17 protein-coding genes are annotated in these 15,873 nt (G+C 57.2%); 12 read left to right on the top strand and 5 right to left on the bottom strand.

The annotated features are described in order from the left end of the window. Nucleotides 1–57: 57 nt before the first annotated feature. Nucleotides 58–987, top strand: coding sequence for a CDF family Co(II)/Ni(II) efflux transporter DmeF (gene dmeF, locus LSG25_RS02475; protein WP_232743142.1), 930 nt, complete (start codon nt 58–60; stop codon nt 985–987). A 42-nt stretch (nt 988–1,029) separates the two neighbouring features. Further along, nucleotides 1,030–1,251: a GDCCVxC domain-containing (seleno)protein gene (locus tag LSG25_RS02470; RefSeq protein ID WP_232743141.1), complete on the top strand. Its 222-nt coding sequence runs from the start codon at nt 1,030–1,032 to the stop codon at nt 1,249–1,251. A 118-nt stretch (nt 1,252–1,369) separates the two neighbouring features. Here the strand turns inward: LSG25_RS02470 and LSG25_RS02465 are convergent, their stop codons facing one another. Then, nucleotides 1,370–1,876: a plastocyanin/azurin family copper-binding protein gene (locus LSG25_RS02465; RefSeq protein ID WP_232743140.1), complete on the bottom strand. Its 507-nt coding sequence runs from the start codon at nt 1,874–1,876 to the stop codon at nt 1,370–1,372. 147 nt (nt 1,877–2,023) lie between these two features. Here LSG25_RS02465 and chrA point away from each other — a divergent pair, with 147 nt between their 5' ends. After that, nucleotides 2,024–3,229 (top strand): chromate efflux transporter, encoded by a 1,206-nt coding sequence (gene chrA / locus LSG25_RS02460; protein ID WP_232743139.1) that lies wholly within the window; start codon nt 2,024–2,026, stop codon nt 3,227–3,229. Between the two features lie 54 nt (nt 3,230–3,283). On the opposite strand, the gene msrA is transcribed toward chrA, so the two are convergent. The 4 genes from msrA to LSG25_RS02440 all read right to left on the bottom strand — a co-directional run bounded on the left by msrA (nt 3,284) and on the right by LSG25_RS02440 (nt 5,967). After that, the gene (msrA, locus tag LSG25_RS02455; RefSeq protein WP_232743138.1) at nt 3,284–4,000 is read right to left on the bottom strand and encodes a peptide-methionine (S)-S-oxide reductase MsrA; all 717 of its coding nucleotides are present in this window, start codon (nt 3,998–4,000) and stop codon (nt 3,284–3,286) included. A gap of 15 nt (nt 4,001–4,015) precedes the next feature. Next, on the bottom strand, nt 4,016–4,156 hold the full coding sequence (locus LSG25_RS02450) for a hypothetical protein (protein WP_232743137.1): 141 nt from the start codon (nt 4,154–4,156) through the stop codon (nt 4,016–4,018). A 126-nt stretch (nt 4,157–4,282) separates the two neighbouring features. Next, nucleotides 4,283–5,254, bottom strand: a complete 972-nt coding sequence (locus LSG25_RS02445) for a c-type cytochrome (RefSeq protein WP_232743136.1) — start codon at nt 5,252–5,254, stop codon at nt 4,283–4,285. Then, entirely contained in the window at nt 5,251–5,967 is a 717-nt protein-coding gene (locus tag LSG25_RS02440) for a cytochrome c (RefSeq protein WP_232743135.1), read from the bottom strand. The genes LSG25_RS02445 and LSG25_RS02440 overlap by 4 nt, the downstream gene beginning before the upstream one ends. A gap of 251 nt (nt 5,968–6,218) precedes the next feature. Between LSG25_RS02440 and LSG25_RS02435 the strand changes: the two genes are divergently transcribed. From LSG25_RS02435 to LSG25_RS02395, 9 genes are all read left to right on the top strand, one after another. After that, a complete protein-coding gene (locus tag LSG25_RS02435) occupies nt 6,219–7,253 on the top strand; it encodes an ABC transporter substrate-binding protein (protein ID WP_232743134.1) in 1,035 nt (344 codons plus the stop codon). 3 nt (nt 7,254–7,256) lie between these two features. Next, nucleotides 7,257–8,342, top strand: coding sequence for an ABC transporter ATP-binding protein (locus tag LSG25_RS02430; protein ID WP_232743133.1), 1,086 nt, complete (start codon nt 7,257–7,259; stop codon nt 8,340–8,342). 10 nt (nt 8,343–8,352) lie between these two features. Next, on the top strand, nt 8,353–10,035 hold the full coding sequence (locus LSG25_RS02425; RefSeq protein ID WP_232743132.1) for an iron ABC transporter permease: 1,683 nt from the start codon (nt 8,353–8,355) through the stop codon (nt 10,033–10,035). 112 nt (nt 10,036–10,147) lie between these two features. Beyond that, complete coding sequence (locus LSG25_RS02420) at nt 10,148–11,311, top strand: metallophosphoesterase (RefSeq protein WP_232744536.1); 1,164 nt, start codon at nt 10,148–10,150, stop codon at nt 11,309–11,311. A gap of 126 nt (nt 11,312–11,437) precedes the next feature. Next, nucleotides 11,438–12,256, top strand: coding sequence for a GntR family transcriptional regulator (locus LSG25_RS02415; RefSeq protein WP_232743131.1), 819 nt, complete (start codon nt 11,438–11,440; stop codon nt 12,254–12,256). A gap of 40 nt (nt 12,257–12,296) precedes the next feature. After that, nucleotides 12,297–13,280, top strand: coding sequence for a tripartite tricarboxylate transporter substrate binding protein (locus LSG25_RS02410; RefSeq protein WP_232743130.1), 984 nt, complete (start codon nt 12,297–12,299; stop codon nt 13,278–13,280). A 4-nt stretch (nt 13,281–13,284) separates the two neighbouring features. Then, nucleotides 13,285–14,520 carry an aconitase X catalytic domain-containing protein gene (locus tag LSG25_RS02405; RefSeq protein ID WP_232743129.1) on the top strand — a complete coding sequence of 412 codons (1,236 nt, stop codon included), beginning with the start codon at nt 13,285–13,287 and terminating at the stop codon, nt 14,518–14,520. Then, nucleotides 14,517–15,002 (top strand): aconitase X swivel domain-containing protein, encoded by a 486-nt coding sequence (locus tag LSG25_RS02400; RefSeq protein WP_232743128.1) that lies wholly within the window; start codon nt 14,517–14,519, stop codon nt 15,000–15,002. The genes LSG25_RS02405 and LSG25_RS02400 overlap by 4 nt, the downstream gene beginning before the upstream one ends. A gap of 133 nt (nt 15,003–15,135) precedes the next feature. Further along, complete coding sequence (locus LSG25_RS02395; RefSeq protein WP_232743127.1) at nt 15,136–15,867, top strand: aspartate/glutamate racemase family protein; 732 nt, start codon at nt 15,136–15,138, stop codon at nt 15,865–15,867. Nucleotides 15,868–15,873 lie beyond the last annotated feature (6 nt).

Here is a 15,873-nt window from a genome sequence, read left to right as displayed (position 1 = left end):
TTCTTATATCTATACTGGGGTATAGTATAAATCATTTGTTTGGCAAGGCGGCACGCAATGGAGCAACCATTAGTCGAAGACAACGGGCATCACTCTCACGTTTTCAACGAGGGCAATCCCCTGTCTCAAAAGAACACCGCATGGGCGGCCGCGCTCACCGCGCTGATGATGGTAGTGGAGATTGCGGGAGGCTACACACTTAATTCGATGGCGTTACTGGCCGATGGCTGGCACATGAGCTCCCACGCGCTGGCCCTGGGCCTGTCCGTGCTGGCGTATACCTTTGCCACGCGATTTGCGAAAGATGCCCGATTTGCCTTCGGGACATGGAAAATCGAGGTTTTGGCCGGCTACACGAGCGCCCTTCTGCTCGTCCTGGTGGCTGGCTCGATGTTGTTCCAGTCCGTTGAGCGGCTATTGTCGCCCGGCCCGATTTTCTACAACGAGGCTATTGTCCTTGCCGCGGCAGGGCTGTTGGTCAATCTCGCCTGCGCCTGGTTGCTCAGGGGCGGGCATAGCCACGACCATCATGATCATATCGGCCATGAGCATCATCACCAAGATCTGAATTTACGTGCGGCTTATGTGCACGTTATCGCCGATGCGGCAACCTCTGTGCTGGCCATTGTTGCCTTGATTGCCGGAAAGTTCTGGGGCGCCAGCTGGCTTGACCCCGCAATGGGTATTGCCGGAGCAGGATTGGTCGCTGTGTGGGCATACGGCCTGTTGCGCGATTCGGGGCGAGCTCTCCTGGATGCCGAGATGAACGCACCCGTGGTGGGGGAAATTCGGGATGCAATCGAAGCAAGCCCCGTCAAGGCAACTATCAGCGATTTGCATGTCTGGCGGGTTGGCAAAGACAAATATGCCTGTATTGTCGGCCTAATGACCGACGCCGACGCCTCGCCCGATTATTTCCGGCGTCAATTGAGCATCCATGAAGAACTCGTGCATATCACCGTGGAAATAAACAGAGTGGCGCAATAAAATTGCGAAAGGCATCGCATTCATCCATAAAAGGAAAATAGCATGAGCGGGTTTATTCTTGAAAGTGTCCTGACCTGCCCGGAATGCGGACACACCAAGGCGGAAACAATGCCGACCGACTCCTGCCAGTGGTTCTATCAATGCGAACACTGCCATGCGGTGCTCAAGCCCAGAGCCGGCGACTGCTGTGTTTACTGCTCATACGGTTCCGTGCCTTGCCCGCCGGTTCAGGAGCACGGGAAAAAGCACCATTGCTGTGATTGACCCGATATTTGCACTGAGCCGATTAGCGGAAAATACCGATACGCCGTGCCACGGCAGTCGCTGCGGCTACACCTGACTTCTTTCTCTGTTTTCAGGCATGGGCCCAGTTCTCAATGGACTATTGGATTTTGATCTTTCCGATCATGCCCGCTTCCATATGTCCTGGAACCAGGCAGGCAAAATCAACGATTCCTGTTTGTGGGAATTGCCAAATCATATCGCCTTTTTGCCCGGGATCAAGCGTAATCACGTTGGGCTCGGCATGATTCATTCCAGGCATATTGCGCATCATGGCGGCATGTTCCTTCAGCTCCGCCGTCGAACCTATCATCATTTCATGAGGAATTTTTCCGGCATTTTTAAGCAAAAACCGGACAGTCTCGCCTGGCCTGACCTGGATTTGCCCTGGATGGAAGCGCATTGTGTCGTCCATGACAATGTCAACTGTGCGGCTTACATTGACCGCATCGCCGGGCCGCCCCGTGGCCGATCCGTTTTCGATGCCGGACATGCCCTGACCCGGCATGGATTTCATATCGTGGCCGTCGATATGGCCGCCCGCGGCCAGAACCAAGGCGGGCATGGCGCCCAATAGCAATAGCAATAGCAACAAAGTTTTCTTCATGGCAACTCCTTATTCGGGCCGATGGATCAGAGGTCAAATACTCTTGGATAAAATAATAGTGTTTGAAGTAATACTTCCTACCCCAATGTTACCGAAACTTGATAAGCATGCACTTTTCAGTCATTACAGACTTGGCGGATGATGTCTATGGAAATTGAAGGTGCTCAGCGCGAGCGGGCATGGTCCATATTTCTGATCTTCTTGCGCTTGGGGCTGACCTCTTTTGGGGGGCCTGTGGCGCATTTAGGCTACTTCAGGGCTGAGTTCGTCACGCGTCGGCGCTGGCTTAGCGAACATAGCTATGCAGACCTTGTTGCTTTGTGCCAGTTCCTGCCGGGGCCAGCCAGCAGCCAGGTTGGCATGGCGCTCGGCTTGTCACGTGCCGGATTTTCGGGAGCGCTGGCCGCCTGGGCGGGATTCACTCTGCCATCGGCAATCATGTTGGTTCTGTTCGGGCTGGGTATGTCTGTATGGGGTACGGCGTTTCCCCTGGGAGTGCTGCATGGACTGAAGGTGGTCGCTGTTGCTGTGGTCGCGCAGGCCGTGTGGGGCATGGCCAGTAAGTTGTGTACGGACCGGGCACGGATTTCCATTGCCGTCGCATCAACCTGCGTTGTCCTTTCGTGGCCCAATGCATGGGGGCAAGTCGGCGTGATTGCCGCTGCCGCGGTGGCGGGATTCATGCTTTTCAAGCCGGCTCAAGATGCCATCCATGATCCGCTTCCCATCACAGTCAGTCCGCGCGTTGGCATTGTATCGCTGGGCCTGTTTTTTTGTTTTCTGTTTGGCCTGCCTATCGCTGTGGAAGCCTGGCCCGGTCAGGCACTGGCGATGGCCAGCGCCTTTTACCGCGCCGGATCCTTGGTCTTTGGCGGTGGCCACGTTGTACTGCCGCTGCTGCAATCCGCGGTCGTACCAGGCGGCTGGGTGACAAATGAAACCTTTTTGGCGGGTTATGGCGCAGCGCAGGCGGTCCCGGGCCCGCTTTTCACGTTTTCAGCCTTTCTGGGAGCCTCGATGAGCCTCCCTCCCAACGGATGGATCGGTGCTGCGATTTGTCTGGGTGCCATCTTCGCACCCTCTTTTCTGCTGGTGATTGGTGCATTGCCGTTCTGGGTGCGATTACGCCGCAGCGCGCGCGCCCGGGCGGCGCTCGCCGGGGTGAATGCGGCTGTTGTCGGCCTGTTGCTGGCGGCGCTCTACCAGCCGGTGTGGGTCAGCGCCATTTTCAAGAAGGAGGACTTCGGGTTGGCGCTCATTGCATTGGCTGGCCTGATGTTCTGGAAGCTGCCGCCCTGGCTGGTCGTTTTCGGCTGCGGGGTGGGTGGATGGCTATTAAGCATCATTTCATAAAAATGGACCATCGCGAATGTCGCTGGCTCTGCCTCTTCGCATTCGACGCTCTTGCTACGGCGTTTTCACCAGCACCGGGTCATTCCGGTAGCGATCCGGAAACAAGCGCTTGAGCTGCGCAATCTTGGGAAGGTCGTTGATAACGATGTATGGATAATTGGGGTGCATCGTCAGGAAATTCTGATGATAGGCCTCGGCAGGATAGAAGCCCGTGTATTTTTCGATGCGAGTGACCAGCGGGCGGCTGAACAGATGCGCGGCATCGAGCTGAGCGATGTACGCTTGCGCAACCTGCTGCTGCAGGGCGCTTGTAGGAAAAAGCGCCGAACGGTACTGCGTGCCGGTATCGGGGCCCTGACGGTTCAGTTCCGTTGGATTATGCGCGACGGAAAAGAAAATTTGCAGGAGCTTGCCATACGTCACTGTGGCGGGATCGAAGGTGACTTGCACGGATTCCGCATGGCCGGTGCTGCCGCCGCTGACGGTTTCATAGTGCGCAGTGCCCGCCACACCGCCGGCGTAGCCGGATACGGCTTGCTGTACACCCTGTACATGCTGGAACACGCCTTGAACGCCCCAGAAGCAGCCGCCTGCGAAGACGGCTGTCTCGGTATGCGCGCCGCCGGCCGGCTCATTATGCGCAGGGGGAGGAATGGCCGTCGCGGTTTCCGCTGTGCCGAACGAATAGGCTGTGCATTGCCAGGCCAGCAAGCCGGCGGCAATAGCCATTGCAGCGGCGCCCCTCTGCATGAATTGTCGTCGTGTAGCCATCGTATGGGTGATTCCTTAGTAGCCGCCGCCACCGTTGCCGGTATCGTTCGTCATTGGAGAGGTGCCGCTGTTATAAGTTCCGTCACCCGCGGCGCACCCGGACAGAACAGCCGCAATGACTACCAGAAATACCAGCAAGAGCTTGTTCGCTTTCATAATGTAACCCCCAGGTATGCAATAAGTGCTGCCCACCTAGGTAAACGTTCCTATCGACCGCTTTATTCCAACTCCGCCGCGAATGTTTCCATTCTCCGGCTAACGATACTCGCTGAATATTCGAAGTTATCGTGCGATGGCCGTGCCGGCGCCGCGCAATCTGCCGCCGGCTGGAACAGCGTCGGCACCTAGAACCTTGCCATTGATCGTCTGGCCGTACAGGTCGGAATCCGAATCGTGGTATTTTTTGCGGGTTGCCTCCAATGAGCCCTCGAATCGAGGGTCTTGCGGCCTGTCATGGGCATTCATGAAATAAGCCACATCCCAGGCTTGCTGATCGGTCAAGGAATAGCCTTTGCTCAAAGGCATGTTGGCCTTGATGAAAGCCGCCGCCGTTGCAACACTGTGCATGCCCGCGCCCCAGTTATACGAGTCGTCGCCCCATAGTGCCGGGAAGACCATGCGGCCTTCGACGCTTTGGCCCTGGCCGTTGGCAGCGTGACACAGAATGCAGTTTTCCTGGAAAACCTTCTGGCCACGGGTGTAGTCGGCTTTTTGCGTCGGCGGCGGCAAGCTCTTGAACCCCTGCCCCGCAAGTTTCACGCCAGTGGGCGCGCCTTTTGCGAGCCAATACATGTAAGACTCGAGGGCTACAATGGTTTCACTGTCGGCGGGCGGCATGGCGCCGTTCATGCTGTAGCGGAAGCAGCCCTGAAGGCGCTCCGCCAGGGTATTGACGTGGCCATTTTTGGCCCGGTAAGCAGGATACAAAACATAGGCGGCCCAGAGCGGCGATGCATTCTTGCGGCGGCCTGCGTCCATATGGCAACTGGCGCAGTTCATGTTGTTGCCCACGTACTGGCCCGCTTGTTCCGGAGTTTTCAGGAAAATATCCTGCCCTTTGCGCACCATTTTCCCAAACTCGCCATCCGGGATAGCATCGGCCGCAGGCGGTGTGAATTGCGGCTCTGCGGCCGCAACGGATATCGTGGCGGTCTTCGTGTCGGGATTGGCTGTTTGCGCTCCCGCAGGAAAGGCTAAACTTAACAGCGACAATGCAACAGCGCCATGGGCAAAACGAATGCGTGTAGAAATCATTGCCTTGCTCCTTTTGTCTCAACGGCGTCGAGCCCCGATCCAGGCAGCTTCGACAAATAATCCGCAACCGCCGAAATCTGGGCTTTACTCATGCGGCCTGCAATGTCGCCCATCAGGGCCTGAGGGCCTGGAGCGCGCTTCTTTTCCTGCCAGCCGGTCAGTTGCTCCTGGATGTATTTGGCGGACAAACCGGCAAGCGCGGGAAAATGCTCGCCGACACCCACTGCGCCCGGCCCGTGGCACTGAAAACAGGCGGGTATATCGTGATCCCAATCGCCGCGACTGGCCAGCCATGCGCCGACCGCGTTTTTTTGAGGGTACGTATCGATGAGCCGGCTCAAGGCTTTCGTGTCGAACGGCGCAGGCAGCTTTGAGTAATAGCCTGCAACGGCTTTTATCTGCTCGGCGTTCAGCCCCTTGGCAATCGGCGCCATGATCGGATTGCTCCGTTCCCCGCTGGCAAAATCCTGCAATTGCGATGCCAGGTAAGAGGCGCCCTGCCCGGCCAGATACGGGAAACCGGCTGCCGCCATGCCTTGTCCCTTTGCACCGTGGCAACTGGCGCAGGCGGGAACCCCCGAGGCTCCGGACGCCGCTATGGTCTGGCCCATATCTTTTGCCGATTCCGCCCAGGTTGCAGGCATGAAGGCTAAAAGCCCTGTCGCCAGCACACAGCATGCCCCGCGTAGGGGGAAGCCAGACTTGTTGAGCATGTATGTCTCCTTTTGAGAGCGCCTGCGATCACTCTCGCCGATCCGCCCGCGCATGCGAGATTATTCAGCATATCGCGGGATCAATACAGATAATTTTTCCCTGTGCTGGGGATTGGGGTGAAATATGCGGACTGCGGGTTTGCTCGGATGCTTATATCTTGAAACCATTCTTCTGAACGGCTACCATTCCTGAGCGCTATATGTATTTCGTAGCAGCACCATTTCAAATTTAAAAAAAAGGGGCAGGTGCAATGAACGCCATCGATCGTCGAATTTTTCTGAAACTGGCCGGCGCAGCCGGCCTGGCTGGAATCTCAGGTGCGCTGCCGTCCGCCTATGCCGCGGACGAAACTGCACTATCCAAGGCCAAGGCCGAAGGCAAGGCCGTGTTTTACGCCAATATTACGTCGGTCAAGGCGATCATGAAGGCCTTCAATGCAGATACCGGCATCGATGGCATATATACACGCCTCTCCAGCTCGAAGTTCTTGCCAACCATACTCACCGAATCCGGCGCCGGCAAGTTGCTGGCTGATGTGGTGCAGGCTCCCAGGCCCATGCTGGAGCTGCTGAACGAAAAAAAGGTGCTGGCGCCCTATCACTCTCCTGCTGCCGCCGGATACCCGGACTGGGCGACAAAAGACGCGGGGATCACGCTTTTCGGTATCGAGTACGTGTCCTATCTGTATAACAAAGATCATGTCAAGGAAACCGACGCGCCAAAGCGCTATGAAGATCTGGCCGATCCAAAATGGAAGGGCAAGATCGTAATGGCCAATCCAGCTACCCATTCTTCGACTATCTCGTGGCTGGTCGGGCTCAAGGAGTTCGTTTTCAAATCCGAGGCCGACTGGATGCAGTATCTGAAAGGGCTGGCGGCCAACCAGCCTATGTTCGTGGATTCGTTCGGCCCTACGCCCGCCCCGGTTGAAAGCGGCGAGAAGCTGATTGGCATCTCCATGCCCAAATACATCATTACCAAGGCGCCCGCCCCTCTGGCCTGGGGGCCGCGCGGGGGGCAGCCGCTGCTCGGTACGCCACGCGCGATTGGCGTGGCGGCCCATGCGCCGCACCCGAATGCGGCGCGCGCGTTCATGGACTTCTGGCTTTCCAAGAAAGCCATGAGCCTGTTGGCCAAGGATGTGGGTGAATACGTGCTGGCGCCTGGTGTCTTTCCGCCTATTGACGGTATAGATAAAGTGAAGGTGATGCCGGTGCGCGACCTGTCCGACAGCGAGATTCAAAAATGGGGGCACGAGTTCGGTCAAATCTTCGCGGCCAAGTAAAGCATGGAAATCAAGATCGAAGGGCTGTCCAAAAGCTATGTGTCCGAAGGCAAGACGGTCAAGGCTCTCGACAACATCGACCTGACCATCCCGGCCAACGAGATTTTCACCTTGCTGGGGCCCAGCGGCTGCGGCAAGACCACCCTGTTGCGCTGCATTGTTGGCCTTGAAACACCCGACGAGGGTGAAATCCACATCGGCGGCGAGCTTGTGTGGTCGAAGAAAAAAGGTATTGCCATTCCTCCCGAAAAGCGTGGCTTGGGCATGGTATTTCAAACGTATGCCATCTGGCCGCACATGAATGTCTTCGACAATGTGGCCTACCCGCTGCAAATCCGGGGAGAGAGCAAAAAGGCTATTGCCGAAAAGGTAGCCAGGGTACTGCACTTCGTGCAGCTCGAAGGCGTTGAAAAACGTTCCGCGACCCGGCTCTCAGGCGGCCAGCAGCAGCGTGTCGCATTGGCTCGGGCCCTGGTTGCCGAACCCAAGGTAATTCTCTTCGACGAACCCTTGAGCAACCTGGATGCCAAGCTCAGGGAAGAAACACGCAAGGAACTCAGAACCTTTCTGGGAGCTCTCAAAATCACGGCAATCTATGTCACACACGATCGCGTCGAAGCCCTGGCATTGTCCGATTCCATTGCCGTCATGCGGTCGGGAAAAATCATCGAAATCGGCACTCCGCAGAAAATCTACTTCAATGCGGATCACCGTTTCGTGGCCGACTTCATTGGACGCGCCAACCTGATCAATGCCACAGTGCGCAGCGTGGAAGGCAATCTGACCCGAGTCGAGTCGGGGCTGGGCCTTATCGACTGCCAGCATCGCGACCTCCCGGCCGGCAGTGAAGCAACCTTGTGCATACGGCCGGAATTCATCCGCATTGGCGACAACAATCGGGAAACAGGGCAGAACATTATTGGCGGTCATATCGAGTCCCTGGAATTCGTCGGCGAAGTCTATGAGGCGGAGATCCGTGTGGGCAATGAACATCTGCTGGCCAGGATAGATCCTGGTATTACCATGAGGGAAGGCGATCAGGTTAGCTTCTACCTGGATCCCGCCCACTGCCTCCTCGTATCGGCCTGACATGGCAGGCATGAATCCGTCACGACCCAAGCTAACGTGGCTGCTGATCGCCATTGTCGGGTTTCTGACCCTTTGTCCGGTGGCGATGCTTTTTATAGGCAGCTTTTCCCAGGGGCTGACGGCATTCGGAAAGTTCACTCTCGACAAGTACCTTGCAGCGTATACCGACCCGGTATTGCTTGATGTCACCATCAATACCATTGTTTTCGTGCTGGGCTCGTCAATACTGGCCACTGGGCTGGCGCTCTTTCTCGCCTATCTGAACACTCGAACCAATATACCGTTCAAACCGTTGTTCACGGTGCTGTCGATTGTTCCGATGATGATCCCGCATTTGCTGTTTTCGGTCAGTTGGGCGCTGCTGCTGAATCCCTCCAACGGCCTGATCAATAGCTTTCTGAAAGAAGTCTTTTCGCTGCAAAGCGCGCCGTTCAATATTTACTCCCTGCCTGGCATGATTTTGGTTGAGGGGCTGTTGAATATGCCCATCGCGTATCTCATCATTGCGCCGGCCATGGCTTCCTTCGATGTGTCCCTTGAAGAATCGTCAAGGGTATTCGGAGCCAGCGTTTGGCGCACATTGGTACGAGTGACCTTGCCTGTGCTGCGGCCGGCCATTCTTGCGGCGTTTGTACTGGGCATGGTACGCAGCCTTGCGTCATACGCGGTTCCCCGGGTTCTCGGCACACCCGGCCGGGTAGACGTGCTGGCCACGTATTTATATCAGATGGTCGCGACCGGTTTTTCGCCGGATTACGGCAAGGCCGCCGCACTGGGCATGAGCGTGCTGGCGGCATCCATTGGATTGATTGTGCTGTACCGCGCCCTGACCTCCGAAAGCGGCAAATACGTGACTATCTCGGGCCGCGGCTACCGTCCGACCACAATTGAGCTCAAGCGCGCAAGAATGCCGCTTTTTACCCTGGTGGCCCTGCTTTCCTTTGTCATGGCCGTACTTCCGGTAGCGGTGCTGTTCTACACATCGCTGGTGCCGTACTCGATGGTTCCGAGCGCGCGGGCTTTTTCACTGATGGGCTGGAAAAACTGGATCGACGTACTGCAAGACCCCGCATCGCTGCTCTCGCTGAAGAACAGCTTGTTCCTGGCTGTGGTCGGAGCCTCGCTTGGCGTACTGCTCTCGATATTCGTGGCCTATGTTATCGTCAAGATACGAACACGCGCTTCGGGGCTGCTCGAGTCGCTCAGCTTTCTGTCGTTTTCCTTCCCGGGCATCGTCATTGGCATTGGATTCATGTGGTTTTTCGTGCAGACACCGTTGTACGCAACGCTGACGGCCCTGCTTGTTGCTTACATCGCCACCTATCTGCCCTACGGCGTCCGGCCTTTGGCAAGCGCCTTCGTCCAGGTGCATGCCCATCTTGAAGAATCGTCGCTGGTCTGCGGGGCAAGCGCGCTGACGACCATGCGCCGCGTCATTGTGCCATTGCTTATCCCCGGCATTGTCTCGGCCTGGATACTCATGGCGACAATGTTTGTGCGCGAACTGACCGTGTCGGTGGTGCTTTCGCGGCCAGGAAGCGAAGTGCTGGCGGTCCAGATTCTCAGCTTCGCCGACGACGGGCTGTGGGGCAAGTTGTCCGCGCTGGGAATCATCATGATATTGATCTCGACCACCCTCGTGCTGCTGGCCATGTACGCCGGCAAGAAATTCAGGGCCGCACAAGGCGCATGATTCCATTGCTCCCCGGATCGCCCTGCTTATCGACCTGAATCGGCATAGTGGGAAGCGCATTGCGAAGCATTGGGATTTCACCGCCTACAATGCTGACATTGCCATCCACAAGATAGCCATGACACGCTTTTCCTTTTTGCTGCGCCTGCCGATTATTCTGCTTCTGGCCGACATCTATGTCGCCCTGCGATTGACAATCGCGGCTCCTCCCGGCATCACCCGATGGCTGGCGCCAACCGCGCTGCTGCTGATCTATCTGCTGATCCTGGCCGGTTTCTTTACACGCCGGGCGGTAGGAAAGCCGGCCATCGACGCGATTGCCTGGGCTGGCTTTCTGTCTCTGGGCCTGTTTTCCTGGCTGTTTGTGTTGACTTTGCTGCGCGATGCCTTGCTGATAGCGATAAAGGCCGCGACGATGGCCGACGGCGGAATTTTCAGCGATTCCGCCATAAGTCTGTTGCATGCGGCAAGCGCCCTGGCCGTACTGGTTGTAAGCCTGCTTGCGGTTCTGTTGGGCCTGGTCAGTGCCCGGCGTCTTGCGCGAGTGGTGGATATCGAGGTGCGACTGCCCGATCTTGCCCCCGCCCTGCGGGGATTCACCATCGTACAAGTCTCCGATCTGCATGTCGGCCCAACCATCAAGCGCCGCTACGTGAGCGCAGTGGTGCACGCCGTTAATGAGCTTTCGCCCGATATCATCGCCCTTACCGGGGATCTGGTCGATGGCAGCGTGGCCAGCCTTTCCGAACACATCCAGCCTTTGGCCGGGCTCAAGGCGCGCCATGGTGTCTATGCAGTTACAGGCAATCATGAATACTACTCCGGGGCGGCACAATGGGTGGCCGAGTTCCGGCGGCTGGGGTTCCAGGTACTTATGAATCAGCACCGGGTCCTGGTCCGCCAAGACGCCACGCTGGTAGTGGCCGGCGTGACCGACTTTAGCGCCCGGAACTTCGATGCCGAGCAGGCCAGCGATCCTCTGCTCGCCTTGCACGGCGCGCCCGCCAATGCCGCGGCCAGGATATTGCTGGCGCATCAGCCGCGCAGCGCCCGTGCCGCGGAAGCGGCGGGTTACGACCTGCAGTTGTCGGGCCATACTCACGGTGGACAATTCTGGCCTTGGAAATACTTTGTGCCCCTGCAGCAACCTTTCGTGGACGGCTTGCATCGATACGGCCGCATGCAGGTGTATGTCAGCCGCGGCACAGGCTATTGGGGACCGCCAATGCGCCTGGGCGCGCGCTCGGAAATAACCCGGATTCGCCTGGCCGGCTAGAACTTCCTTCCAGAATTCCCGCAGCCCGAAGCTTCGGGGCATCTCCGATACGTGAAAACCCGCATTTAAAAATCGGCACAAATTGAGCCACCTATTCTATAATGTATTAATACAACCTAGAACATTATGGCCAAGTCAAAATCTCTCAAGAAAAGCCCCTCATCGCAAGCGCTGCTGGATCCGCTTTGTGAAGAGCCTCTCTATATCCAAATCGCCAACCGTCTGGCTACGGAAATCTCCAGCGCCCGACTGGCCCCCGGCATGCGTGTACCCAGCGAAGCCGAGCTGATGACCATTTATGGGGTAAGCCGCATTACCGTACGGCAGGCCATTGCGCTGCTTGCCCGCAATGGGCAGGTTGTGGCGCGCCGCGGCAAGGGTACATTTGTATCGCGACCACCGCTGCATCAAGACCTGAGCATGTTTCAAGGATTCCAGGATGCCTTGCGCAATCAGGGAGTCGAGCCTCAGACCGAACTGCTTGAATTTTCAAGCTCGGCCGGCCGCATCGACCGCAGCCTGCCCGAAGGGCTGGACCTGCCGGTGCGCATGCGGCGCCGCTATTGTGTAGACGATCAACCCTTTGCCGTGGTGGAGGCGTTCTTGCCGGCATCGGCCGCCGCCGTGGGCGAGCGCCGCGCGCGCGATTTGATGGTCTATGAAATTCTGCAGCAATTTCTCGGCCTGCGCATCGATCGTGCCGATGTCGTCATTCGCTGTGCACAGCCTACCGCCGCGGTGAGCCGCGAATTGGCGATCGATGCGCGGGCCAACGTACTTGTCATGGAAAGAACCTCGCGGACGGCGGCCGGGGCAATTTGCGAATTCATGCGCATCTATATTGTTCCGGAACGCTATGCGTTCCGTCTCAGCATGCCCGGGCCGCTCGAGATTGCGAGCGCTTTGCGTCCGGTCGAACGCGGAAAGAAGCTTAAACAGCAGTAAATCCAGCAGGCCTGATCACCCACCCCCAGGAGCGAGTGCCATGTCATTTTCGAATCACCGTCGTCAATTGATGCTTACGCCGCTAATTGCCGGACTATCCGGCATTTTCCAATCGACGCGTGCGTTGGCGCAAACGTATCCGTCCAGCAAAGTACGCATGATCGTGCCATTTCCACCCGGAGGCCCGACAGACATTGTTGCCAGGCCTCTGGCGAAATTGCTTGGCGACATCCTGAAGCAGCAGGTCTATATTGACAATCGGGGCGGCGCGGGCGGATCCATAGGCGCAGAAGCGGTCGCCACGGCATCGCCAGATGGCTATACCTTATTGATGGCGACTGTCGGAACCAATGCCATCAACACCACACTCTACAAAAAACTGCCCTACGATGTCATTGCCAGTTTTACGCCTATATCCACCATAGCCAGCGCGCCGATCGGCGTCGTCGTCAACCCCAAGGCCGGATTCAAATCGCTGGCAGACCTCGTAACTCAGGCTCGAGCGCGGCCTGGCCTGATCAACTATGGCTCGGCAGGCAATGGAACGCCGGGGCATCTGGCCGGCGCCATGTTCTGCAAGGCGGCCGGCATTACGCTGACGCATGTGCCGTACAAAGGCAGTTCACCGGCAATCACGGATCTGATTGGCGGCCAGATTCCTTTGATGTTCGATCCGGTGCAGTCCATATTGCCGCATGTACTTAGCGGCAAGTTGATTGCCCTGGCCGTGACCAGCCGAACGCGATCGAGTGTGTTGTCGAATGTGCCTACGGTATCCGAGTCGGGATACGAAGGGTTCGAAGCAACAGCCTGGTGGGCTGTATTTGCCCCTGCGAAATTACCTCCCAATATAAAACACATTTTGACTACTGCGCTTGAAAGCATAGTCCGTTCCGAAAGCTATGCCAAAAGGCTCAATAGCATAGGCGTGCAGCCGCTTGATGTTCCGTTGGCCGCGTTCCAGAAAAAGGAAATTGCCAAATGGGGCGCGGCAGTTCGCGAAACCGGCCTTTCCCTGGATTGAAACCATGAATTTAAACGATGAAGAAAAAGCCATGCTTGCCGGAGAATTCGGCAAAGTGGCGGAAATTGCAATCAGGCATCAGGTCTCTGTCGGGGATTTTTTTGGGGCCAGGGATTTCGTTCCCATTACGCAGGCCCATATCATGGCAGACACCGAAAGCCTGGGGCAAGCCGGAGTGTTGTGGCTCGAAGGGCTGGCGGAAGCCAAAGACGGCCGCCATCAGGTCCGGGTGCCGACCATCACCGATCCCCGCGGCACCGATTTTTCGAAATCGGATGTAATTGGCCAGGCCGACTGGATGCTGCATCTGGAAAGGCGCGCCATCGATGCATTCGTGAAGCTGGGTGTGAGCATGACCGACACCTGCATCAACTACCAGACTGTGCTTGCCGCCACTCGGGGCGAGCATGTTGCGTTCGGCGATACCGGCGTGGTGATCTATTCCAATTCGGTCAATGGCGCACGGTCCAATTTCGAAGGCGGCCCTTCCGCCCTCTCTGCCGGCCTGACAGGCCGCACACCGCGCTACGGTTTTCATCTTGACGAGCACCGGCAAGCCACGCTGCGCGTGCGTGTGGAATGGACCCCGAACACTCTGAACGAATGGGGAGCGCTGGGCGGGGTCATCGGCCGTCTGGCGGGAAATTATTGGCAAGTCCCCGTTATAGAGGGGATAGACAGAGCGCCAAGTTCCGACGAACTCAAGCATTTCGGAGCGGCAATGGCCAGTTTCGGATCGACGGCCCTCTACCACCTGGTCGGAATCACACCTGAAGCGTCGCGCCTTGACGATGTCGGCGGCGATGTCCTGCCAGTGCAACATCATATAAAAAAGAGCGACCTTGACGCTTTGCGGGACAGCTATGCCGTCGACAATAAAGTCGATGTCGTTGTGTTTTCCGCGCCGCAGCTCAGTCTGTATGAACTGCGATCTATTGCTGCGCTAAGCAAGGGACGGCGCTTTAAAGTTCCGTTACTGGCAATTACCAGCCCCCAAGTCAAGCCTGATGCCGACAGATTCGGATATACCCAGGACATAGAATCCGCGGGCGGTACGGTGATGTCGGGCATGTGCTTCTATCAATCTTATGCACGCGAGATTGCCGAAGCCAAAGGCTGGAAGCACTTGGCAACCAATAGCGCAAAACTGGTCAATATCCTGGGCGGCTATGGCTATGTGCCAAAACTTGCTTCGATGGAAGCCTGCATTGCAGCGGCTGAAAAAGGAGAACTTCAATGAACACGCTGCTATTTCACGCGCGCCACGCAATGGGGCGCAAAGTCTCGGGTAAAGCCCTCGTCGCCCATGACGGACTTTCGGCGCGCTACGACCTGGACCGGCTTCGAGGTGTGTTTTCACGCCCCACGCATAAACTGGCCGGCCAATCCTACGTCGACTGCATACTGGTGCTGGATACCGCCAAGGGGGGAGTTGCCAGCGCATGGATGCTGCATGAAATGCGCTCCCGCAACATGGCGCCGCTGGCCATTGTCTTCAATACGGTCAATACCATTCTTGTGCAAGGCGCCGCGCTGGGCGACATTACCATGCTTGCCGGATTCGATGAAGATGTAACTGCCCTGGTGCCGCATGGTTCGCAGATTGAACTCGACCCGCAGGCAAAAACATTGCGCGTCATCGATCAATTTGGCCAGGCGATTGCCGATTCGGGGCAAACATCTGGCAGTTCTCCGTTAAGGCCCATGCATAGGCGCAGCTGATTAGCGCTCGTCGATAGCCGTCGGCTCGCTGTGTATGATGGCCGGCTTTCGACACTACAATTTATCCATGCCTGGACTGTGGATTTTGTATACGCAGCAATTATTTTTCTTCAAATCAAAAGGACCTTCTTCCATGACAGGTTGGCGCGCACGACTGGGGTTTCTTATCCCACCCGGCAGTCCCACGACAGAGCCGGAAATCTGCAAGATGACGCCACCGGGCGTATCGGCTCATTTCACGCGCATGGTCGCACACGGCATCGCGGGAAGCCTTGAGGGGCAAGAAGAACGCAACAGAACGCAAATAGCGCATCTCGACGAGAATATTGCGCTTTTGTCCATGGTGAAGCCTTCGGTAATCACCCTGGCACACACGGCCACCAGCTATACCCTGGGCCGGGCTGCCGAACAAGATCTCGTGCAACGCATCGAAAGCACCACAGGCATCCCCTTCATCACCGCTTTTGGAAGCGTCGTTGCCGCTCTCAAGCATCTGGGCATCAGCCGTGTAGCGGTTGGAACTCCCTATAGCGAAGCCTCCACGCTTCAATGCAAGGCCAATCTTCAAGCGCATGGCTTCGAAGTCGTCAGTTGCGCGCGCCTTGAAGGCGTGACGAATATCTACGACGAAACTGCGGAACGGGCGTATCGGCTCGCCCGGCAGGTAGATGTCGTCGGTGCCCAAGCCGTATTTCTCAGCGGCGTCGGCATGCCGACGATCGATATACTGGAAGTGCTGGAACGCGACATTGGAAAGCCGGCCATATCCAGCGCATCGGCCATGATGTGGAATGCATTGCGGGTCGCCGGCGTCAATGCCTCTGTAGCGGGATATGGCCAGCTTTTACAAGGCTTGCAGGGCTGACCCACG

It is taken from the genome of Paralcaligenes sp. KSB-10 (genome assembly GCF_021266465.1).
GTDB lineage: Bacteria > Pseudomonadota > Gammaproteobacteria > Burkholderiales > Burkholderiaceae_B.
This window is presented reverse-complemented; position numbering and strand designations above follow the sequence as displayed.